Raw genomic sequence first — 22,446 nt, 5'->3', positions numbered from 1 at the left:
GAATGAAACTGAATCAAACAATAAAAACACTGTCGGCTATTTTCATTGGCATAGGCGTGTCTGCGGTTGCAGGCGCACAGGAAACATTGGCGGGTACGATTGCTTCTGCGGCCCCGCAGACTTTATCTGCGGTCACCAAACGCGAGCTGCCATTTTCACAGCTGGGTTTTCACGGTTCCATCGGGATTCAGGGCAGCGAAGCGAATGCCTATATTGGTTTCGGCTCCCGATTGGATGAAGTGATTGCGCAGGGAAACCTGTATTTTGATGTGACGCCTTCTCCGGCGCTGCTGGCGCTGGTTTCTCACATCAAGGTGTATCTGAATGATGAACTGATGGGCGTGGTGCCGATTACGGATGGGCAGCAGGGCAAGAAGATGTCGATTGCAATGCCGCTGGATGCCCGTTATTTCAGTAACTATAACCAGATTCGGTTTGAACTGATCGGCAATACCCACAAAACCTGCTCCAATCCGAATGATGCCAGTATCTGGGCTGAAATCAGCCAGAGCAGTCATGTCGAGTTGATGGTTCAGAAAACCCGGGTTCAGAGTGATTTGAGTCTGTTGCCAGCGCCATTTTTTGACCCGCGTGATTTCACGCGACTGAATCTGCCCGTGGTGATGGGGGAGCACTTTGATCTGGCCCAAATCAAAGCAGCCGGGGTGCTGGCATCTCATTTTGGCGCGCTGTCTCAGTGGCGTGGCGCCCAGTTTCCATTGTCTTTTGACACCTTGCCCGGGCAGCATGCGGTTGTGTTCGTGACCAACGACAACAAGCCTGAGTTTCTGCGCGATTTTCCGGATACCGATGGCCCGCGACTGCAAATGATCACCCATCCCACCCATCCTTTTGCCAAGCTACTTTTGGTGATTGGCCGGGACAGTCAGGATCTGAATACAGCCGTACAGGGGCTGGCGCTGGGCACCCAATTGCTCACGGGCCCGATGGCGAAAATCAATGCAGTGAAGCAGGTCAGACCCAGAGTACCTTATGATGCGCCAAACTGGGTGGATACCTCGCGTCCGGTTGCGTTTTCTGAGCTGGTGGCACAGCGCAATCAGCTTCAGGTGGAAGGGCGTGCTCCGGCACCGATCAACCTGAATTTACAATTGGCCCCGGATCTGTTCACCTGGCAGAGTCGGGGGATCCCGATGGATCTCAGTTACCGCTATTCTCCGCCGATGACAGATAACTCAGGTTCCCGTTTAAGCCTGAAAATCAACGATGAATTTGTTGAGGCGTTTAATCTGACGACGGAAGGAAAAGGAGGCGAATCCAAACGCATCCGGGTACCTTTGCTGGACGATGGCATCCTGAGCGGTAGCGATCGGGTTCGGATCCCTGCGTTTAAGGTCGGCAGCAAAAATAAAATTGAGTTTGAATTCGGTTTCGCTTCTGTGACCGAAGGCAACTGTCAGGTCACTCAGCCCAGCAAACAATATGCGGTGATCGATGGCAGCTCGACCATTGATTTCAGTGGATTCCCGCATTACATCGAAATGCCGAACATGCGTGCCTTTGCCACATCTGGTTTCCCGTTTACCCGGATGGCCGATCTGGCGGATACGGCTGTGGTCTTATCGGCATCGCCTTCCCGTGAAGCATTGCAGACTTTCCTGAATGTGATGGGACGTTTGGGTGCCGATGCCGGATATCCCGGAATCAATGTGACACTGACCCAGCAGTGGGACAGTCAGCGACTGAAGGACAAAGATATTCTCAGTATCGGTGTTGTGCCTGAACTGAGCCGTGCTGCGCTGGACCGGGATCAGGTCAATCTGGTGGTGAAGGCCGGGGAACGTCAGATCCGTTTGCCGGGCAGAAATGAACAATCTCTGGGTATGAATTGGCTGGCTGCACCGACAGGCAATCAGGCTGCGGCGGAGTTGGTCTCTGTTGAGGCTGGCGGTGCGTTTGCTGCGATAACGGGGATGGCGTCACCGTTTACGAAAAAACGCAGTCTGGTGACTGTGATGGCCGTAAGTCCTCAGGCTTTGAAATTGGTCGATCAGGCATTGATTGATGCCGGAAAAGTTGAGTTCATGTCGGGTTCTGTGGTGATCCTGCGAAATCAGGAAGTCGCCAGCTACAATGTGGGTGAACGCTATTATGTCGGAAAGCTGCCGGTGTGGCAGTTGGTCTGGTATCACTTCTCAAACCATCCGGTGTGGGTGGCCAGTCTGGCGGCTTTGCTGGTGGTGATTGTGACCATCTTCCTGTGGCGGATATTGCGTAAAATTGCGGCCAGACGTTTGGCAAAAGGAGAAGGAAACGAATGAAAAAGCTGATGATTCTCCTGTGCCTGATGTTTCAGGGAACAAGCTGGGCAGCCACGTGCGACTGGCCGGCATGGCAAGAGTTCAAGTCAATTTACATTGTAAATGGCCGGGTGATTGACGGCAGCGATGCGCGTCAGATCACCACATCTGAAGGTCAGTCATACGGACTGTTTTTTGCGCTGGTCGCCAACGATCAGCGCACGTTCGCGACTTTACTGAACTGGACGCAGAACCAACTGGCGGAAGGGGATCTGACGGCCCGTTTACCGGCCTGGCTCTGGGGGCGTCAGCCCTCGGGACGTTTTGGTGTGCTGGACGCCAATCCGGCGTCGGACTCTGATCTCTGGATTGCCTACACGCTGGCTGAAGCCGGACGTCTGTGGGACAACCATTACTATCAGTCGCTGGCTTACCTGATGGCAATCCGGATCCTGCGGGAAGAAACCGTGGACATCGAAGGTATGGGCACGGTGCTGTTACCCGGTGTTGCCGGGTTTGAACTTGGTGATGACAGTTACAAAGTCAATCCGAGTTATGTCCCGCTTCAGTTGATCCAGCGCATGGGGGATCTCTATCCGCACCATGCTTGGTCGTCGATGTATCAAACCAGTCTGGCGATGATTCTGAAGACCATGCCCGTCGGTTTCAGCCCGGACTGGGCGACGCTGAGTCAGAGCCAGTTTTCAGTCGATCAACAGACCGGGACGACAGGCAGCTATAACGCGATCCGGACTTACCTGTGGGCGGGGATGCTGAATGACGACTCGAACGACAAAGCCAAATTAGTGAAAGCCATGCAGCCGATGGTTGCCGCGACCGCAAAGCTCTCGGCGCCACCCCGCGAAGTGAATGCGCAAAACGGACGTTATCAGAGTGCTGGCAGTGCGGGTTTCTCGGCAGCATTGCTGCCGTTGCTGGCCGTCTCAAATGAACCTGTGTTGCTGGCTGAGCAGGCCAAGCGCGCATCTGAACAGCGCGTCAGTAAAACCGATGATCACTATTACGATAATGTACTGGCGATGTTCGGGCTGGGCTGGCATCAGCAGCGTTACCGTTTTGGTTTGAACGGGGAACTGGAGCCGGCATGGACGAATCAATGTCAGTAAACCGATTTCCGGGTCAACACCGGCTGGTGACTCTGAGCATCGGGTCGCTGTTTGTCAGCCAGATGGCACTGGCGGGCATTGTACCGGACACGCCACTGACACCGGCGCAACTGAAGCAGGTTTATCAGCCGGTCACACCGGTTCGTCTTTCGACATCGCTGGTTGGCGTCGACTCGGTGGCGTTTCTGGTGGAACAGATTGCGCTGGCAACGGCGCTGAACCGGGACGACATTGTGGTCAGTGCCCTGGAGCGCCTGTTTGCCATCGACAGCCAGCAGCCGGAAGGTCTGTATTATCAGGCGCGGCTGTTTCTGAAGCAGCAACAGCCGGATCAGGCCCAGGCCATCGTGAATCAACTGAAAGTCGGTTCGTCGCAACGGGCGGCACTGAACGATCTGATCGCGATTCATGGCCCTCAAAAAGCCGCGTTACAGCAGGCGCGCCTGCTGGCTCATGCCGGACGCTATCCTGAAGCGCTGAAAGCATATCGTCAGCTTTTCCCCAACGGCATGCCTTCGGCGGAACTGCAGCTTGAATATCTTCAGGTGGAAGGCAATCTCAGGGAGCGCTGGAACGCAGTAAAGCAAGGGCTGGAGCAACTGAATGCAGCGTACCCGGGCGTGCCTGGCTTTCAATTGGCGCTGGCGAATCATATCCGGCGACGTGACCCGGCCGATCCCTGGATGCTGAATACCTACCGCCAGCTGGCGCTGCGGTCGGATATTGGTCCTGTCGCGGCTGAAGCCTGGTTGCGAGCGCTGAAGCAACTGCCGATTTCTCAGGCCGTGGCCGATCAGTATGCTATCGTCGCCAGTTATTATCCGTCGGATATGGCGATTCAGCGTGCCAGTCAGGACGCACAGGTACGCTGGAAAACGGAGCAGGAATTACGGAAAGATCCCACCTATCAGGCCAAACGACGGGGCCTGGCATTGCTGGAGAATGGTCAGGATCAACAGGCGAAGCGTCAGTTGACGTATGCGCTGACGACACGACCCAAGGATCCGGAAATTCTGGGCGGTCTGGGCATGGTGTATCTGCGTCAGGGCCAGCAGAAAAAAGCATTGCGCTTTTTTCAGCAGGCGCAAGCGCTGGATAATGATCCGGATCACGTCAGGAAATGGCAGTCGCTGATCGAAACGGCTTCTTACTGGGCTTATCTGGATGATGGCGATGCTCATCAAGACAACGGCCAGATGGCTCAGGCCGATCGGGCCTACAGGAAAGCCATCGCGGCAGATGACCGTGCGCCCTATGCCTATCACAAACTGGCCGCGCTGTTACTGGCGCAGCAAAAATTCGAAGCGGCCGATCAGGCCTATCAGCAGGCACTTCAGCGTGATGCCGGGAATGAAACCGCACTGCGAGGCCGGGTGAATGTGCGCGAGGCACAGGGTGGCCTGCGTGCGGCGATTGCCTTTGTTGAGGGGTTGTCTCCGCGCCAGCGCCATCTGCTGTCAGAGCGATTGTCAGAGATGAAAACTCAGCTTGCCGTACAGCAGCTCAATCAGGCGCTCGTCAGTCAGGATTTACCCGCTGCGGAACGTTATGCGAATGAATTGCTGACCCTGAATCCAACCTCGGCCTGGCAGCGCCGGGATATTGCTGATGCGCTGGTCGCGGTCGGGAAACGGGCGCAGGCAGATAGGCTGATGCGTCACTGGTCAGCCGCGACGACAGATCCGGAGATGCAGTTCGCTTATGCGCTGTATTTAGCGCAGGCGGACCAACTTTCGGAAGCGGTCACTGTGCTCTCTCGTGTCCCGATTTCTCAGCGAACAGACGCGATGCAACGAAATCTGACCCGGTTGCAACTGAACCAGTCGCTGTCTGATATCGCTGATCGCTATCAGACGCATCCGGAAGTGGTGCGCTCGCAGCTTAATGCGCTGAGTCAGCAATATGCAGATCAGCCCGAGGTACTGACCCGTCTGGCAGTGGTCTGGGCAGATTTGGGCGAGCGGCAGCGGGCTGAAACAATGTATCGTAGTATGACGCCGGACGCGCAGTGGTCTGAATCGGCCCAGCTCAGTTATGGCGGACTGATGATCACGCTGGCGAAATTCAGCGATTTTGATCCGTGGCTGGCAGAAAAAGGCCAGCAACGGCTGGCAGGTGAACTGGATGCGTCATGGCTCGCTGGGCTGGACGAACTGCATTCCCGTCGAGTGCTGGCGGAAGCCGACCTCAGGCTGGCTCAGGGACAACACGACACAGCACTGACCTTGTATCAGCAAATTCTGGGGAAACCAGAACCGTTTCAGACCGAAGCGGAGGCGGGTGTTTTACAGGCCGCAGCGCTTTCCGGTCATGGCGAGGCTTATCAGCGGGCCTCTCAACGTTTGTTTGTCAAACGAGCCACCTTGTCGGCCCGGCAGTTGATGGCCGTTGCCCCGGTGATGAATGCACAGGGAGAAACAGCCAGAGCAGATGCCCTGAATCTGGAACTGGATTTGCGCGCCGATGCCGATGCAATGGATTATCGCAATGCTATGGCAATCGCCATGGAGAACAAGCAGTGGGCGCTTGCAGAGCAGCGGGGCTATCAGGCGCTCAATGCTGACCGGATCGAAAAAAGTCCGGATGCGGCGGCAGGCAAGGCATCCCCCGAATTGCGCGACTTGTATCAGGATGCGGATGATAACTGGCTGACCCGGAATGTGAAGGCGGATATCGATCGTCTGCGTGATCGCAGCGATGGTCATGTGATCATCGGCTGGGATTACAGTGCCAGAGATGGTAAGAACACATCCAGTCAGATCCCGATAGAAGCGCGAATTCCGATGGAAGACTGGAACGGGCATTTATTGCTGCGGGCAGATTATGTCCATGTTGATTCCGACCATCTGGATTATTTTGAGAAGCAGACGGGCCGCTCGGTCGATTCCGATGCCTTTCGCAGCCAGGCATCCGGCATGGCTTTGGCCTTGGGCTGGCAGGCTGAAAACTGGACGGCGGATATCGGTACCACGCCGCTGGGTTTTGATCACAGCACCTGGGTTGGCGGGGTGACGGTTGACAACGAGCTGGGAGATTTTGGTGTTTCAGTCACGGCATCCCGGCGTCCTGAAACCAGCACTGTGTTGTCTTATGCCGGGATGCAGGTTCCGGATGGAGTCAGCGATCCGGCAGGGACGGCATGGGGGGGTGTGGTCCGTACCGGGATCAAACTCAGTTCAAGCTGGGATACCGGCGGGCCATATGGCTTCTGGAACAGCCTTCAGTATCATCAGATGACGGGTGAAAATGTCATGGATAATACCCGTCTGGCGGTGCTGGGAGGCGCATACTATAAGCTGATTGCCACAGATGATCAGCGCCTGAGTCTCGGCACCAACCTGCTGTATTTCCATTACGATAAAAATCTGGGGGAATATACGCTGGGCAGCGGCGGGTATTACAGTCCGCAGCGTTATGTCTCGTTGTCTCTGCCTGTGAATTATTACGGTCGCTACGGCAACAGCCTGTCTTATCGGGTCGGTGGTTCCCTCTCTCACTCCTGGTCAAAAGAAGATGCGCCGTATGCATCGGCCGGAGAAGCCAGTACCGGCGGTGGTTTTGGGTATTCACTGGAAGGTGCCATCGAGCAGCGGATCAGCGAACGCTGGTATCTGGGCGCATCTTTGGATCTGCAACGTTCAGATTTTTACGAACCGAATCATTTGATGCTTTACATGAAATACACCTTCAGCGATCGCTGGCAGCCGATTGAATACCCGCCGGCGGTGCCGCAGTTGTACAGTGACTTCGACTGAGAAGAAAAGAACCAAAAGAGCGCGAAAGCGCTCTTTTGGTCTGTGATTTATCACGGATGACCGCCTTGGAGATATTGCAAAGAAACTCTGAACTTTGATGAGCAATACCCGTTGCTGGAGATTCGTCTGTCATTGGGGCTGAATCAGACCGAGTAAAGATATAGCCCAACTTTCACGTCAATAAGACTGACGGACTGCATCAACGACAATCTGGAACTGCGGGAAAAAGAGCCATCGCTCATCTGGTTTTTGTATCACGACATGTGTCGTTGTCACGTGTTAATCGATTCTGCTATGCAAGGGATTTTTCTGAAGTTTTATCCTCACCTAATGTTGTGATTGATGGTAGGTTGTAAATACGTGCGCTGGGGCTAGCCTAAGCCAGCGCATGAATAGATGTAGGGCAATCGCCAAAAATGCAATCGATTGCATAATAAATAAGGTTTCAACAGCATAGTCCAAGACACATGTTAATAACCCACCGAGCCCTACGCCTATCACCGCAAAATAGCCCAAAGTAATGAGTGGCGGTATCGATAGGTCGTTGTAACCCCTTAAGACGCCATTTCCGATAATGGTTCTTAGCATATCGAAGAAAAGCTTAGAGCTGGTGATCAACATGACGTTCACCAAGAGTTGCATGAGATTCGGATCATGTTGAACTGACTTGTGAGCGAACAAATCAATGAAGACCTTAGGAACAAAGATATAGCTCAAACTCGCCAATACCGTGCTCCCTGCCACGACGGCAATCGCTACATTTGCAACATCTCTTGTGTATCTCGCGTGCTTATCGGGCTCTTCTCCGGCCTCGTCCTGAGATAGGAGCTTACGCAATAATACCGACAGTCCATTGGTAAATCCGACACAAAGTACGATAATCACCATACTGCTCTGTAAGGCGACTTGTTGTGCGATCATGGCGTAAGCGCCGTTTAGCCCTGCCAGTAGCGTGAGAGATAATTGAGAAATCCACTCAATGATGCCCGCTAAGGAGAGTTTGCTTCCGGTGAGTACATGGCTGAGCATGTTTTGGGTTGCTCTTTTCCGAGTGACGGTGAGCAGCTGAATATCTTGATAAAGGTGTCCGTGCGTTAAAATCAACCCGGTGATGAAAAAAACAATCACCGATGCACAGAGGTAGCTTAGTCCCATGCCTAACATCCCCCACTCAGGGAAGCCGAACAAACCCAGTGCTAGAACCGCTTGCAGGAAGATGCAGATTGCGTGGTAAACCACATTGACGATCATAACGCTATGCGTATCACGAAAGGCCAAAAACAATTGCAGGCCGATTAAGCTGAGATAGAAGAATGGGATACTGAAAGCGTAATAGAAGAGATAGTCGCGGAGCGAATGGGCGATCTCCACCTCAATTCCCATGAGCATGAACAGCGTGTCGCTTTGCAAGCAGACCACGCCACAAGCGAGGGACACAAACAAGGTGATAATTACTCCCTGAATTAGGGCCGTTGAAATTGTCTGGTTATCTTTTCGGCCAATCCCCTCCGCGATTTGTAGGCTGGTTCCGCTGAATGCTCCGTAACTAAGCGCGCGTAATAGGCGGGTTAAAGAGGTGGCTACTGCCATTGCAGCCACAGCATGGTTGCTAATCTGGGCGACGATGATTCCTTCGCAGATGATATGGAACATATCAAATAGACGCGCCGAGACGTAGTTACCAGTAAATGACAACTCTTTTAGGGCAGCGCGAACTCGGAACGTCGTCGATGGTCTCATTGGTACTCTCTGGTTAAGAACAGATTATGCGATGGACTGCACTATTTCGGGCAACGGTTCACCAAAACAAGTTTGATAATGCTCTTGCATAAGCGTGATAAATGAGTTGGGGTTTCCCCAAGGTTTGATGTTGTTTAAGTCAGCACCTTTATCCAAGCTTGAGGCAACGAAGCAAAATACATTCAGATTTGCGAGTAATGCATAGAAGTGAATTTGTTTCTCTTGTTCAGGTGTCCACGGTGGCTGTGCTGCCGCGAAGGCTTCAGCGAAAGGTGTCTTGTGCGTGTGCCCCATAAATTCCCCATAGGCTAACAACGGGTCACCGATAACGAATGATTCGAGATCAATGGCGTACAATTGCTCCCCTCGCACGAGGAAGTTTTTTAAGTTGAGATCGATGGGGACAAAACATCGCTTCACGCTAAGCCAGTGGTCTGAGTTTTCAGCAACCGCATGTGTCATTTGGGCATGTAGCGTTCTTAAATAAGGTGCGATTCTATCGCCATGTTTTGTAATGATTTCGCTAATTTTGGCACCCACACCTTCCAAGTTTTTGTTTAAGAAAGTTTGCCAATTGGCTAATGCGCCAACTCGTGCCTCCTGAGCAATAAAACCGTAACCCGACGGCAGCGTCAGTGTCGCGCAGTCTTCGATAAATGTGACAATTTTCTCAGACCAATTCGTCCAATGAGCGGCATGGTCATTTGGCTCTAGCGCATGGAGTAACTCTGTGGTATCTGGGATATATTCAGTGATGAAATAGTGCTGACCACTTGCCTCTCCCGCACATGTCATTGGGATGATATGGCGTACTTTGCCATCCAATAGCTCATGCATAAAGGGTTCGAACGAGGGAGTCGCTCGTTCAGTATCAGCGATTAACTTCATGAAAAATTGCTGTTCACTCGTCTTTGATTTGGCTAATACTCGATAGTTGTCATTCACTGACTCTATATCTAGTCTGATCATTTCTTTTATCTGCCAATCTGGCATGGCTTGTTTAAATATTGCTGAGGTTAGGAAGGTACATTTCATGATGATTTCTTTGCTCCAAAACGTTGAGTAAGATCTTCGACTTGTTTATCAGTGATTTTTTCAAACAACTTCAATGCTTTGTCGGTTTTAATTGAGGTGTCAACGGTCGCGAAGAGCGACTCATCCTGAATGGTTAGAGCATCAGGACGTTGGGTAAGCTGCAACACAGCAAAAAGTTTTTCACTTGTTGTAGGTATCACGGCAGCACTAGCAACCGCCATGATTCGAATGAGGATCAGACATGTGCTCAAGATGTCTGCTCCTGCCTTTTCATCATTTTTTAATATTTTCCAGGGTTCAGCCTTTGTAATATATTCATTGCCCAAGGCGTAGAGTTTTTTTAAGCAGTTGATGAGGTGTCGAAAGTTACATTGTTGATAATTGTCGTTGATGTCTTTCAGTAGTTCTTTAACTTGCACCTTCATCTCCACAGGGAATGTGTAAGCTGCGAGCTGCTCTTTTGGGATTTGACCGGAAAAATATTTCGAGACCAGCGCTGAAACCCGAGACACAAAGTTCCCTAAGTTGTCAGCGAGATCTTTATTGATGACTTTAGAAAAATGTTGAAAAGTGAAACTTGAATCGGAATTTTCAGGTGCGTTGCTCAAGAGGTAATAGCGCCAATAATCCGCCGGAAACAGCTCCAGAGCATCATCCATAAAGACACCAAGTTTTTGTGAAGTCGAAAATTTTCCACCCTCATACAATAGCCAATTAAAGGCTTTAATGTTATCGACGAGTTTATAGTTACTTTCTGCTCCCATGAGTACCGCTGGCCAAAAAATAGTGTGAAATGGAACGTTATCTTTCGCCATGAATTGGGTATAGTGCACATCGTCGGACTCGGTCCACCAATCTTTCCAGGCAGAGGAATCGGGAGCATGTTTTTCTGCCCACTCTTTGGTCATGCTGATATAGCCATTTGGCGCATCAAACCAGACATAAAACACTTTTTTTTCGTTGTTGTCTGTAGGTAAAGGGATGCCCCAATTTAAATCGCGTGAGATGCAGCGGTCTTGTAGCCCCTCTTGCAACCATTTCTTGGCGATACCTTGAGTCAGAGGCGACCAATGTTTGTGTCTGTCTACCCAAGCGCCGACATCTTGCTGTAATTTGGAAAGACAAAGGAAATAGTGATTACTTTGCTTGATGATGAGATCTTTGCTGCCCGTGATGGCCGAATGAGGGTCGATTAACTCATATGGTTCAAGCAGTTGACCACAGCCATCGCATTGATCGCCGCGCGCTTTTTCATCGCTGCAATGAGGGCATGTCCCTTCGACATAACGATCAGGTAAAAATCGTTTATCTTCAATTGAGTAGACTTGTTCTATTGCTTTTTGTTTGATGAAGCCGCGCTGCTCTAAATCCCGGTAGATGGATTGAGTAATCTCGTGATTTGCTTTGGACGATGTACGACCAAAGTAATCGAATGAAATATGAAAGCGTTGATAAATATCGCGTTGAAGGTCGTGCAATTTATTACAATAGTCTTCTGTCGACAAACCATGCTCTGTCGCTGCAAGCTCGGCAGGTGTGCCATGCTCATCGGTACCACAGATATACAAGACTTGCTGTTGTTGTTGTCTCAAGTAACGCGCGTAGACATCAGCAGGTAATAAGGAACCAACTAAGTTACCCAGATGTTTTATTCCATTGATATAGGGGAGTGCACTTGTTATGAGGAATCGTGGCATAGCGTTCTTTTCCTTTTCATGTGAGTATCCTCCGTCAGAGCTGGGGTATTACCTCAATTTCTGAGTTGGTTTACATTTCAATTGTTGGTCGTGATTCAATTCAATGACTGACTTGCCTTGGATGTACGAGGCGCATTAGGTGCGCCTCGCGACTTATTACTTTCCGCTCGATTTGCGTGCTGTCGGTTGCACAATCATCGTAGAAGTAAATAATTCTTTATCTATCTTTACTGGTTCTTTTCTCAGTAGGATCAGAGTAAAACCCATCATTGCCAGATTTTCTCTGAACAAGTGCATGTATTCAGAATATTTGTTAGTCAGCGCCTCTGAGGCTGGCATATCCAGTGCGGATAAATGCTCTCGTTGTGTTAGCTCATCAACATATTTGGTAACCTGAGATTCTTCAATGTTGTCGAACTGGTAATCTTCTAGCCAACAAATGTCTAGCGGCTCGACTTGATAGTAATCTAAACAATTTTGTCGATAGTTTGGTGTTAGGTTGACTCCGATGGCTTTCCCAACTCGATGAACAAACTCAGTGGTCGGAGTATCGATGTAATACATCGGGATAGCCGCAACGTAACCGTTTGGTTTTAATACTCGGCAATATTCACTGATGACTTTTTCTTTATTATCCATGTAAGAGGTGACGTTGCCACAGAAGACCATGTCGAAGCTTTCATGTTCGAACGCCATTGCTGTTGCATCTTGCTTACAGAATGTGACTTTATCTTCTACACCGTATTGTTTAGCACGTATACGAGCTTCTGCGAGGCTTTCTTCATTAATATCTATAGCATAAACATGGCACCCTGAAATTCGTGCCAGTTCAATCGCGGTAAAACCGGTGCTGGTGCCTACCTCAAGGACTTTACTTTGTGGATTAAGCATTGCACTTTGAGCGATTCGCCTAATACTATGAGCACCACCTGGCGGGCGATTGGTCTCTCTTACAACGCCGATCAGATCGAAATAAGTCATCTCGTCGATTTCTGCTTTGGTATAAACTGGTTTGTTTGTTGTGATCATGCTGAACCTCATGTTTTATGTCATGACTTAAGAAATGAGTTGTTTGCCATAGATTTTGTAATAGTTATCTTTGGCTCGTTGACCTATACATTCCATCTTGAAGGAGTATCGTTCCACGCCCGGGATGAGCATCTTCACGACTGGCTGCGGAAAGCCTGCATGATTCAGGTCTGCTAATAGGATGTCCTGAAAACCAGCAAGTGATAACACATTCATTAAATGTGTCATATCTTCTAAGCAGTTTTTGTACTGTACGGAAGGTATGTCTTGGTAGTGAATTACTCGCGAATTTTTATCAAACCAATATGCGTATTTCTGTTTAAATTGTTGATATTGAAACTCGCGATTTTTTTCGAATTTTTCGAGGTCTTCTCGTGCGCCACTGATGGCTCCCAGACGAGAGGCAACGGCTTCATTGAGTGCGCTGAGCAAGGCAATATCTTTATTTAGATTTGATCCATATCCGCCGTTAATAAAGAGTGGGTCGAAGGCTTTTTTATCTTCACAGATGACAGCGAAGACAGGTACTTGTATATCTTCTTGTGTAATATAACGGATAATGACATCAACATCGTTTTCGGCGAGCTCAGAGATGATCCGCTGTGCGTCAGGATTCTCTATCGACTCGTTAGGCACCACAGGATATTGTCTAAGAATTTTATTTAGTGCTGCCGCATCACGCTCAATCACTTCATAAAGACCATGTATGATAGCCTCATGATAGTTATTTCCCGTTGCAAGCCCCGTCGTGAAATAGCGAAAGAGAGCCCGTCCTTGTTTAGGTTGGTACGGATAGAACACGACATTTGCTGTTACGTAAACTGATTCTCCGGTCATTAAGTTGGAAACCGACACCCACTCCAGTGTTTCATCGGGATCAAATTTTGCTGATTCCGGGCAATGAAATTGCGCAGGATGGATAACCTTAAACTTTTTTTTCAGCGTGTTATAACTGGAAAACTGGAACTTTGATTGAGGATAATTCTGGCTTTCCGCGCAATATCGTTCAATGCCCTCAGAGATGGCAGATACTTCACATTGTGCTTTGTCAATGCCTTTGCCCGAGAACACAGTAAAAGTGTCTTGATCTTCCATCGCTAACGGACGTACGCACTGAAAAACGGGTATGCCAGATTTATCCAGTTCAGTAATATCTGCAACGCGTGTGATGCCAGCCAAAGGCATAAATGGTCTTAGACGCGTGATGGTTTCATGAAATGGTACGGTACGATAATGTGCCGCAGGATTACACTTTTTCCCGTTCTCCTTTGCCAAGTGAGTAAAGTTGGCCAGGAGGTCTTGCGCTGTAATGCGCGTCTTCGTGGATATTACTTGCTTCGTCATAATGATTTAATCTATTAAGTAAATAGGTCTACGTAGCAACACTACTTCGTCTTCTACTAACACCAACACATTGAGCGTATGAAGGCCACATACGTAATGAGAGGGTAGGATAAGTTCAGGCAAGCTAATCTGGTAACTCAGGCGTTCTTCGTGCAGAGTCGTTTGCGCTTTGCTAACTGCAAGTTCACTTTGACCATTCTTGATGAAAGGTTCTATTACCGCGATACAGGTGAGTTGTTTTTTACCTGATTTTTTATTCCTCAGCTGCAGGGTTAATGCCATATCATATGGGCTTTTGACAGAGCAGTGGCTATGGCCTTGTATTTCAGCTGAAATACATTCCCCGACAGCATCCAACACCGTCGCACAATTTGGGCATTCGTGTAAGAGGCGCATCTGTTGTGGCTCATTTGCCAAATGCACTCGATTGACATTCAGGGTTCCCTTGCAGTAAGGACAAATACTTGTACCTTCACCACTGCCTGCATAAACATAGACCTTGTCGGTTTGAAGGCGTAGGTATCCACCGAGATGATGAATCATGGCAAGGTAAAGATCACACCATGCCGCATGAAAATTCAATAACGCTTCGCGTGCATAGTTTTCAACTGGTTTGATATCGCGAGGTTGACTCTGCTGGGTTGTGGCACGTGCGGCTAAGCACTTTGCTGCAGCCCAATAACTTTCGGTTGCCTGTTGTAAAGCAGTAGCTGAATAGGATACTGCTTTTATAGGAATGGCATGAGTCAACTGCCCGACAGCCCGGCTATAGTCGAGGTGCGTCGTTGAAAATAAATGAGGCATAAGAGGTGTGCTGGAGTGCTGGTCAAGCTGCAGAACGTTTTTGACAGCGGTAACCGCTTGCGCGAGATCTTCCTGGTTGACTGAGCCGGCTTGTGAGTATTCGGGATCTCCAAATATTATCAATGCGGACAAGACATCCCGATAAGACGCGTAATGACGCTGATTAAACCTTAAAACAGTGTCGCCAATTTTATTCCCCGATTCATAATCCTGTAAGAATTGAAGGGGGGCTTCTGAGTCTAGTTTGATTGTTGTGTAGGTAGTGATCAAGACCGACGTATACGGTGATAGGGCAAACTGAGCGGCTAACGTATAGTCTGTGTCATACGTTCCCCCTGCTAAAACTACTCCCCAGCAGGTGTAGCTCATCACGAGTGACGCCGGAATTTCAGTCGGCGACAAGTGTATGGCCCCTGGCTTGTCGCGATTACATAGTTCGCTCTTGAAACAAGGGTGTACCGCGATAGCTTTTTTATTCACTTCGCGTTTTTTTCTGGCGCATAATACGGCGTGGCCAAGAGACATATTCACGCCATTGGAGTGCGGCATGGTGATCAAGGCTCTCGTCGCTTGTTGTAGCCATTCAGTTTCTTTAGGCTCTCCATGCCCTGAAGAGATCCTGTACTTACCAATTTCGACAGACTGCCGTCGTGATGATAACGGCAACAGGGTATGAACGTATCTATTGGCCGGTAACTCACACGACATTGCGACAACCATCTTTAGTTGCATGGCGTCCTGTTGTAACCCTCCAAAGGGATAGGCAAAACTAATCGGACAGTTTGGCGCGCTCTGCTCTTTTGCAGCCATCAATTGATGCAGGTGCTTAATGGAAAACGTCTCTGTTGGAAAAATAAATAGACTTTGCGCAGAAGCGATACGAGCGAACCAGTCACTGGTCAGCGCGTTATAATCGGGTACGTGACATACGATACGCTCAGTCAATAAGGCATACTGTAGTGCAGAGCGCAGCCCGCTTTCACCAACACCGACACATACCGGTTGGTCTGTACCCACTGCATCAGTCGCCAACTTCCGGTTAAAGGCAATTTCATACGCCTGTCTTATTTGGTCGCCTTGATTTGCCGCATCCAAGTGCTCAGTACGTTCCTTCAAGTTCTTTGGAACCGTCTCTGACGCAAGAAATGATGCTAGTTTCATCTCGGTATATTCGAGTTTCATAAAATCCAAGTTGCGTTGTAGCAACTTGTTTGTCCTTTCATGCATCACTGGCAGAACCAACTTGCTTTTTTGGGTCTGGTGAGATAGTGCAGCGAGTAGGTAGGCTAAGCCTACCTCTGAAGGCTGCTCTACAATCAAGATGATTGCCGCTTGTCGTACCATGTTCGTGAACTCCTTCCGATTAGGGTAAAAAGTTCACTTGGTTGAACCGTGGAACCAGTTGGCAATCACGAATGTCATTATGATTCATCAACCATAGAATGAATCGCTCTATTCCCATACCAAACCCACTGGTTTGTAACGGTCTTACTTTGCGCATTTCCACATACCACTCATAATCCTCAGCCGCCACTTCACGGCGTGCCATGGCATTTAGGACATGCTCGGCAGAGTCATGGCGTTGGCCGCAGCCTACAGTCTCACCGATACCCATTAAGAGATCCGCAGACAGAGAATACTCATCATCAAGGTCATCAGCTTGATAGAATGGCACGGACAACGAGGGCATGTGCGTGACCCAGACAGGGCCTTTGAAGTCTGTAATCAGTTGCCGCTCACCCGCATTGGTGAGGATGTAGAAGCCTGCCTCATGCTTTTCAACAAACTCGGGGGCGTAGTTGAGTTGGCGTACGGCCTCTGAAAAACGTATGGAAGGAATATTTTTTGAGAGAGCAATGAAATGATCCAGATGACTAGTATCAAACCCATTTTCTTGGCCAAACTGCTTGATTAATGGGCTGATTCCTTCAACGAGGTAGTGTAAGTAAGAGTTTACGAGGCCCATGACATCGGAGAGCGAGCCACAAATTTCTGCCTCTGAATGATAAAACTGGCATAGGTGGCGCTGATCAGCATTTTCGCCTCTGAAGGAAGGCATCATATAGAAGACGCCATTTGGGCAGTAGCGTAAAGCATACTCCAACATGAACTGCATGGAATCGGCGAGGTATGTCGGCCTACCTGCAATTTCCACTTGAACGGGGAGTGAATCGCTTCCAAGCCCCATTGGGCTGGAGATAGAACCGGTCGTGATTGGTAACATCACACTGGTCATTTTCTGTTCGCGGTAAAAGGAGTGCGTTAGGAAGTTGATCTCAGACTGTATATGCAATAGTTGCGAATACCATCGTTTATCAAAGGCTGCAAGGTAATGAGTTTGAGGACATTTCCAAGTCTGTGGTGGTTGATGATTGCTGTCATGTAGATGATTACTTAATAACATATATTACCCTAACTATTTACTGAAAAGTTAATTTCACTATTAATAATCGCAATTAATTGCAAAGCATCTTTTCTTTTAAGATCTAGCGCTAACTGATTTTCCTGAATAAATTTTTTCAAATACTCTATGTTCTGCGCATCACAATAAAGAGAGGCTAATTCGAACACTCGCTCATAGGTTAATTCAGTAAAATGAATCCCCTTTGCCAATCGAATGAGTTGAACCAGTTGATTGGGATTAATCACGCCAGCTTGTTGTGCTTGTGTGAATCCATATCTTACGTTGACCAACGGATTAGTGATGTTCTCGTAACTGATTGGATCAAAAGTCAGCGCAACATCTGCATCAGATTGGCATTCTCCTGATTGGTATTGTTCGAAGATTTGGCCAACCCCTTTCATCCCAATTGGAGCACACTCTGCTGCTCGTAGTGCTCCCATACTGGACGAGCCGTAGATCTTGACTCCCTTCTGTAATGCTTTGGCTATCTCACGGGCGGTTATTGCTAACGAATTATGAAAAACGCCATCAATGATACAAACCGGACCATCTGAGACTTCTATTCCATCCAAATCTCCTCTTTGAATCGGTGGTCTAATGTCAACGTCTTCATTGACCAACTCCTTTATTTTATGGTTAGGTAAACTTGGGCCAATAAAAAAAATAGTCATTTTATTGCCAGAATAGTGCTGTCTCTGGCCCGCTTTCTAGCGGAGAGAAAGTATCATCTTGTTCTTCAGCCACCTGCGTGTTTTCATCAATATGTGACGCCTGATCTTCAGATTCTACGTGCTCTTGTTTCTTATTTTTCTCAATCATCGAAGTTCTCCTTAAATTATTATCCACCGACTACCGCAGGTAATAAAAGTAATTCTAAATCATCTGAAATTTTAGTTTTCAGATACTCTGCTTCTCGAATATTTTTTTCATTAATGAAAATGTTGAGATAGCCTTTTAGTTGGTTGTTATCTGAAAAAATTATTTGTTTAAGCTCAGGATGAATTGTAACAAGTTGCTCCAGAGCAGCCTGTACTGTTTCACCTTGAACTTCGACAGTAACTGCATGATGGGTATATTTTTGCATCGTTGTAGGTATACGGATTATTGCCATAATCTATTCCTCTTCTTTCGATTTTATTAACTGGTACTCAGGGCTGAGTCTACGTCTGATATCCATCTCAACAAGCCACCTTGCAATGAGTATAATTCTGAGAAGATATCTAGCTTTTGGAGCTGGATGATGGCTTTTTTACTCCTTGCACCAGCGGTGCAATAGACGATCAGCGGAGCTTGTTTATCAAAATATTTTAAATCTGCCGCTGTCATCATCTCGAGTTTATCGAGAGGGATATGTCGGCCGCCAATGTGCATCATCTTCCGTTCATCGTCGTTTCGAACATCTAACAACTGAACTGGCTGTCCTTTCTCTAACAGTTTTCGTAATGCTGAACCTGTAATCAAAGATACTGTTTCATCTTCAGTCTCAACCTGGCAACTCAGGTTAATAGGCTGTAGATCTGTAATCACTGGATGTTCACTGCAAATCGCACAGGACGCATCCTTCACCATATTGACCTTTTTGAAATCTAAGTCGAGGGCACTGTAGAGCATCAGCTGACGTGATAGAGGTTTACCAATGCTGCAAATTTGCTTGATAGTTTCAGTTGCCTGTAAACTGCCGATCATGGCCGGTAAGACACCGAGTACACCACCCTCTGAGCAGTTTGGTACTAAATCAGCAGGAGGTGGTTCGGGGAACAGACAGCGATAGCAGGGGCCTCGTCTGCCATCTTCCATGGGAGCATTTAATATGGCAGTTTGTCCTTCAAAGCGAAAGACAGAGCCATAGACATACGGCTTGCCTAAAAGTACGCATGCATCGTTGACCAAATATCGAGTCGTAAAGTTATCAGTGCCATCGACGACAATGTCGTAAGACTTGATTATCTCTAAGGCATTGTCTGAATTTATTGCAGTATTGTATTCATTGACTGTGATATAGGGATTGAGTGCAGCAAGTTTATTTTTAGCGACACTAGATTTGCTTTTTCCCACACTGTTCATATCAAAGAGAACTTGTCGCTGTAGGTTTGTTTCATCCACCGTATCAAAGTCAATGAGTCCGATAGTACCGACACCTGAAGCCGCTAAGTACAACAGTATAGGGCTTCCTAATCCACCGGTTCCAACGACTAAGACTTTCGCTTCTTTTAACGCTCTTTGTCCATCTAGACCTACCTCCGGTAAAGCTAGATGTCGGCTATATCTCAACAACTCTTTTTGGCTGAATGGCATAGAACTGACCTTATGTTCATGGTGAAATATATAATGAGCAGACTGATTTCTCATCCGAAATTAATACTTCTTTACCTATTGGTAAGGATAAAATCGGATCCACATGGGAGGCACTAATATTCATCCAAACCGGAACTTTACTATCGGGCATGACTCGCTCGAAAATTTCGGTCATGAGTTGAAGTGAAGTTAATGCGGAGTCTTTCTTGAATTGCCCAATCAGAATTCCATTGACGACAGAAAGCACACCCAGCTGTTGAAGCTGAGATAACTCGCGTTCGAATTTCCCTGGTTTTTCATCTGGATTGGACTCGATAAGCAAAAGCTTATCTTGCATGTCAGGAAAATAAACCGTTCCCGCTAAACTTAAGAGTGTCTCGAGATTCCCACCGAGCAAAATTCCTGTTGCGCTACCAGGTCTGACAGCTTGCCAGTTAGGGTGCTCATAAGTATCGCGGGGACCAAATTCGGGCTTGAGATACCACAAGTCATCCGCGGCAAATGTAGGCTGCTGTAGTTGTATCTGGTTATTTCCGAGTAGAAGCTGAGTAAAACTTATTAATGCTTCTGGAAAAATATTCGGGTCACAAAAGCTGGCAAATCCTGGACCATGAATGGAAGCGATTCCTGTTTGACTATAAATCCCCACCATCAAGGATGTGATGTCGCTGTAGCCAATGATAGGCTTATTTGCCGAACGTATTAGGTTATAATCTAGGTGAGGTAGCAATTGATTGGAATTATATCCGCCAAAAACAGCCATAAGCGCTATGACGTTTTCATCGCTTAGCCCTTCATGAATGTCTTCAACACGCTGCTCAATGGTGCCCGCGGTGTGGCCAGCATGGGCAAAAGCATTGGTGGCGTATTGTACATTAAAGCCAAGTGTATTAAGTTGCCGCTTACCGATCTCAAGCATTTCCCCAGACAGTTTGTGCATGGGGTTTGCAGGGGCAATGATGTGTATTGTTCTAGTCAATTTTTTCCCACCTTGCCATTGAGTTTCTAAGCGGCAGGCCGACGCAATCTTCGTGAGAGCGTAAGCGTGACAGATCGAGCCCGTTGATAATATTGAAATCCTGGACTCGGGTAGGACAAATTGGAGTCAATAAGAATAAAGCTTTAATGAAGAGATCGCTTAATAGCCCTAAGGATGCTTTGGTCGGGGTGCGGTAGATTGACATGTCTTCTATGACGGTTCCGCAGGCTTTGATATACGATTGTATATGTAATAATGCTGACCGCACCAGCATTTGAGATAACGCATTCTCAATCAGTGGCCAGTGCGTTTCCCAAGGTGTGTTTGTAAGTTCGGTCGGCAAAACTTGTTCCACCTGATTTTTTTTCAAGATGGAAATACAGCGTCGAAAGAAGGAACCAAATTGATTACAGAAGATTTGATTTATTGTGTTCGAAAAGTCTTCTTGATTAAAATAATAATCAGACAGCGAGTCCGGTGTGCGATATGCCAGATAAAATCGAATATAGTCTCTATCGTAATTTGACGTAATCGATTGGATATCAATTAATGTGCTATCAGTTTTCTCCATATCTAGAAACCCGCGAGCTGATATTTGAATTTCACTATCATTTCGTTCGGCACCGCAGTGTAATAGATAAGGCCATACTACACCATGATAGTAAATAATATTCTTTCCGATAAAGTGCTTGAATTCAAAATTACTGTATTTATTTTCACACTCAGCGAGATATAAATAACCTATTAGAGATTCATACCAGAGGTAAAGGCTTTGTTCATCAGAAAAGGGTAATTTTGTGCCCATGTAATTATCACGGCTGATATTCCAATCAGCTAACCCATCAGAGATAGCTGCTTTTAACTGTGTGCTGACTTGGTTATTTTTCTGTTTGTCAATATTTTCTTGAATTGCGGGTAATCCTTTCTGTAAATCGAGAAACCAATGCGGCTTACTACTTTTAGTTACGTTTCTACTGCCACAAAAACGGCATTGTAAGTTATCATTGTCCAAGTCGTCATATGCGATCTTTTCTTTGCCTGTTGCTGCCATCTCTTTCACAGCTAACCGATAGCGCCTAGGTAACATCTCACCACAATCGCTACACATGTAATCAAAGGCTTCACGTTGTGTTATTAGGCCTTTTTCTTTGAGTGTATGGAGCGACTGATAAACTAATTCTTTTAATGCCTTGGCGTCTGTTCGACCGTAATGTGAGAACTCAATGCCTAGCATGCTAAACTCGTTAATATAGCGACGATGCCAGCTTTGCATTAATTCCTGACTCGACATTTGAGCCTGAGACAATTCTTTTTTTGCCAAGAGGCCATGTACATCTGTGGCAGAAACGAGAATGCTGTTAACACCTCGAAGGCACTCGAAGCGATGGAAGATATCTGCGGGTAAATAAGTACTCGCTATATGGGCGATACAAAGCTCTGCAGGTATAAACGGAAATGCTGCGGTAACAACTGTCTGTTTATTCGTATTCATCTCAATAAATCACCCAGGAGAAAATATCTGTAATGCAAACTTCAAGTTCTCTTTCTATGAACTTTTTTAAGTTTTGTTTTGGTTTCATCAACTTTATTCTTTAATGGTGCCATCCACATTTTAGGCTTTAAAGTTACAGCGGGTCGCACAATTATGAATCATGTTTGTATAAAATTAAATGCATATGGAGGTTGAAACTTACCCTTCTCGTAGGATTCTGCATAGAATGAAACTCCCTATTTCAGAGGTTTGTCACAAAATTTTTTACTTTAAAAAGTTGGATTGGACATCGATGTGTTAAGGAAACCCTATAGCTCTGGCCGCATTGAGAAAACGAAACAGACAGATGACATTCAAACCAGGGCAAGATCATGAACATTTTTTGCTCAATGCTAGGTGAAAATTGACCAGACGAACCAATTGTGATCTTATGCTCCTCTTTTGAGGAGTGGCCATGAATATCGATACCATCAAAGAACATTTC

General features: G+C 47.4%; 16 protein-coding genes and 1 pseudogene. 3 read left to right on the top strand and 14 right to left on the bottom strand.

The features are described 5' to 3' along the window. Positions 1–2 precede the first annotated feature (2 nt). The 3 genes from bcsB to EA58_RS17935 are packed head-to-tail and all read left to right on the top strand — an operon-like array spanning position 3 to position 7,143. Complete coding sequence (bcsB, locus tag EA58_RS17945) at positions 3–2,282, top strand: cellulose biosynthesis cyclic di-GMP-binding regulatory protein BcsB (RefSeq protein ID WP_036756100.1); 2,280 nt, start codon at positions 3–5, stop codon at positions 2,280–2,282. After that, entirely contained in the window at positions 2,279–3,388 is a 1,110-nt protein-coding gene (gene bcsZ / locus EA58_RS17940) for a cellulose synthase complex periplasmic endoglucanase BcsZ (RefSeq protein WP_036756098.1), read from the top strand. Before bcsB ends, bcsZ begins: the two co-directional genes overlap by 4 nt. After that, complete coding sequence (locus EA58_RS17935; RefSeq protein WP_081819755.1) at positions 3,379–7,143, top strand: cellulose synthase subunit BcsC-related outer membrane protein; 3,765 nt, start codon at positions 3,379–3,381, stop codon at positions 7,141–7,143. Before bcsZ ends, EA58_RS17935 begins: the two co-directional genes overlap by 10 nt. Positions 7,144–7,470: 327 nt before the next feature. Here EA58_RS17935 and EA58_RS17930 read toward each other — a convergent pair whose 3' ends face one another. The 14 genes and pseudogenes from EA58_RS17930 to EA58_RS22065 form a co-directional block, all read right to left on the bottom strand. Further along, positions 7,471–8,883, bottom strand: coding sequence for an MATE family efflux transporter (locus tag EA58_RS17930; RefSeq protein WP_036756095.1), 1,413 nt, complete (start codon positions 8,881–8,883; stop codon positions 7,471–7,473). A 24-nt stretch (positions 8,884–8,907) separates the two neighbouring features. Then, positions 8,908–9,918 carry a phosphotransferase family protein gene (locus EA58_RS17925; protein ID WP_036756092.1) on the bottom strand — a complete coding sequence of 337 codons (1,011 nt, stop codon included), beginning with the start codon at positions 9,916–9,918 and terminating at the stop codon, positions 8,908–8,910. Further along, positions 9,915–11,624: pseudogene (gene metG / locus EA58_RS17920) on the bottom strand (methionine--tRNA ligase); the annotation flags it as partial. The gene EA58_RS17925 and the pseudogene metG, both read right to left, overlap by 4 nt. Positions 11,625–11,771: 147 nt before the next feature. Continuing rightward, positions 11,772–12,644: a class I SAM-dependent methyltransferase gene (locus EA58_RS17915; protein ID WP_051642192.1), complete on the bottom strand. Its 873-nt coding sequence runs from the start codon at positions 12,642–12,644 to the stop codon at positions 11,772–11,774. 27 nt (positions 12,645–12,671) lie between these two features. After that, entirely contained in the window at positions 12,672–13,988 is a 1,317-nt protein-coding gene (locus tag EA58_RS17910; protein ID WP_036756086.1) for a YcaO-like family protein, read from the bottom strand. A gap of 6 nt (positions 13,989–13,994) precedes the next feature. After that, complete coding sequence (locus EA58_RS17905) at positions 13,995–16,136, bottom strand: hypothetical protein (RefSeq protein ID WP_036756083.1); 2,142 nt, start codon at positions 16,134–16,136, stop codon at positions 13,995–13,997. A 19-nt stretch (positions 16,137–16,155) separates the two neighbouring features. Continuing rightward, positions 16,156–17,196 (bottom strand): asparagine synthetase A, encoded by a 1,041-nt coding sequence (locus EA58_RS17900; RefSeq protein ID WP_051642191.1) that lies wholly within the window; start codon positions 17,194–17,196, stop codon positions 16,156–16,158. An 8-nt stretch (positions 17,197–17,204) separates the two neighbouring features. Beyond that, the gene (locus EA58_RS17895; RefSeq protein WP_051642190.1) at positions 17,205–17,867 is read right to left on the bottom strand and encodes a TfuA-like protein; all 663 of its coding nucleotides are present in this window, start codon (positions 17,865–17,867) and stop codon (positions 17,205–17,207) included. 1 nt (position 17,868) lies between these two features. Further along, positions 17,869–18,015 (bottom strand): hypothetical protein, encoded by a 147-nt coding sequence (locus EA58_RS21745; protein ID WP_161781074.1) that lies wholly within the window; start codon positions 18,013–18,015, stop codon positions 17,869–17,871. A gap of 19 nt (positions 18,016–18,034) precedes the next feature. Then, a complete protein-coding gene (locus tag EA58_RS17890) occupies positions 18,035–18,307 on the bottom strand; it encodes a MoaD/ThiS family protein (protein ID WP_036756080.1) in 273 nt (90 codons plus the stop codon). Between the two features lie 26 nt (positions 18,308–18,333). Then, positions 18,334–19,491 (bottom strand): molybdopterin-synthase adenylyltransferase MoeB, encoded by a 1,158-nt coding sequence (gene moeB, locus EA58_RS17885; protein ID WP_036756076.1) that lies wholly within the window; start codon positions 19,489–19,491, stop codon positions 18,334–18,336. A 16-nt stretch (positions 19,492–19,507) separates the two neighbouring features. Beyond that, positions 19,508–20,470: an LD-carboxypeptidase gene (locus EA58_RS17880; protein WP_250684727.1), complete on the bottom strand. Its 963-nt coding sequence runs from the start codon at positions 20,468–20,470 to the stop codon at positions 19,508–19,510. Next, the gene (locus EA58_RS17875; RefSeq protein WP_036756073.1) at positions 20,463–21,962 is read right to left on the bottom strand and encodes a class I tRNA ligase family protein; all 1,500 of its coding nucleotides are present in this window, start codon (positions 21,960–21,962) and stop codon (positions 20,463–20,465) included. The genes EA58_RS17880 and EA58_RS17875 overlap by 8 nt, the downstream gene beginning before the upstream one ends. Before the next feature lie 241 nt (positions 21,963–22,203). Further along, the coding region (locus EA58_RS22065; RefSeq protein ID WP_036756070.1) for a hypothetical protein at positions 22,204–22,446 on the bottom strand (243 nt) is incomplete at its 5' end.

It is taken from the genome of Photobacterium galatheae (genome assembly GCF_000695255.1).
Lineage (GTDB): Bacteria > Pseudomonadota > Gammaproteobacteria > Enterobacterales > Vibrionaceae > Photobacterium > Photobacterium galatheae.
Note: the sequence above shows the minus strand (reverse complement) of the source record. Positions and strands in the feature narration are given on the sequence as shown.